Here is a 1,235-nt window from a genome sequence, read left to right on the forward strand (position 1 = left end):
AAAAAAGGCCCCGCAGGGCCTTTTTCAATCTCAGCTTATTAAGCCAGGATTTTTGATACTACGCCAGCACCTACAGTACGGCCGCCTTCACGGATAGCGAAGCGTAAACCTTCATCCATCGCGATTGGGCAAATCAGTTCAACAACAAACTTCAGGTTGTCGCCTGGCATTACCATTTCTACGCCTTCTGGCAACTCTACTGAACCTGTTACGTCAGTAGTACGGAAGTAGAACTGTGGACGGTAGCCTTTGAAGAATGGCGTGTGACGACCACCTTCTTCTTTTGACAGTACGTACACTTCGCCTTCGAACTTAGTGTGTGGCTTGATTGAACCTGGCTTAGACAGTACCTGACCACGTTCTACGTCTTCACGCTTAGTACCACGTAACAGTGCACCGATGTTCTCACCTGCACGACCTTCGTCTAACAGCTTACGGAACATTTCAACGCCAGTACAAGTTGTCTTGGTAGTATCTTTGATACCTACGATTTCAACTTCTTCACCAACTTTGATGATACCTTGCTCAACACGGCCTGTTACTACTGTACCACGACCTGCGATTGAGAATACGTCTTCGATTGGCATGATGAATGGCTTATCAATCGCACGTACTGGCTCAGGGATGTAAGTATCCAGTGCTTCACCCAGCTCAAGGATTTTCTTTTCCCACTCTGCATCGCCTTCCAGGCCTTTCAGCGCTGAACCACGGATTACCGGCAGGTCATCACCTGGGAAGTCATAGTCTGACAGAAGCTCACGTACTTCCATCTCTACCAGCTCTAACAGCTCTTCGTCATCTACCATGTCACACTTGTTCATGAACACGATGATGTAAGGTACGCCTACCTGACGTGATAACAGGATGTGCTCACGTGTTTGTGGCATTGGGCCGTCAGTTGCCGCTACTACCAGGATCGCGCCGTCCATCTGTGCAGCACCAGTGATCATGTTTTTAACATAGTCAGCGTGGCCTGGGCAGTCTACGTGCGCGTAGTGGCGAGTTGGTGTGTCGTACTCAACGTGTGAAGTATTGATGGTAATACCACGCGCTTTTTCTTCTGGTGCTTTGTCGATTTGATCAAAAGCAAATGCCTGACCGCCGTAGTGCTTAGCCAGTACGTTTGTGATAGCAGCAGTTAAAGTAGTTTTACCGTGGTCAACGTGACCGATGGTGCCTACGTTTACGTGCGGTTTTACTCGTTCAAATTTAGCCTTAGCCATGAATAGACCCTT

1 protein-coding gene is annotated in these 1,235 nt (G+C 48.3%); it reads right to left on the reverse strand.

Annotated elements, in window-relative coordinates; genetic code table 11:
- Positions 1 to 38 precede the first annotated feature (38 nt).
- On the reverse strand, positions 39 to 1,223 hold the full coding sequence (gene tuf / locus EYB30_RS14960) for an elongation factor Tu (protein WP_166839709.1): 1,185 nt from the start codon (positions 1,221 to 1,223) through the stop codon (positions 39 to 41).
- Between the last annotated feature and the right edge of the window lie 12 nt (positions 1,224 to 1,235).

Origin of the sequence: Rheinheimera pleomorphica, from assembly GCF_011634895.1 — a bacterium.
In the GTDB taxonomy this organism is placed as follows: Bacteria; Pseudomonadota; Gammaproteobacteria; order Enterobacterales; family Alteromonadaceae; genus Alishewanella; species Alishewanella pleomorphica.

What these genes read in the sequence shown, in the direction of transcription:
- tuf (WP_166839709.1), bottom strand. Translation starts at nt 1,223, where the DNA reads ATGGCTAAGGCTAAATTTGAACGAGTAAAACCGCACGTAAACGTAGGC.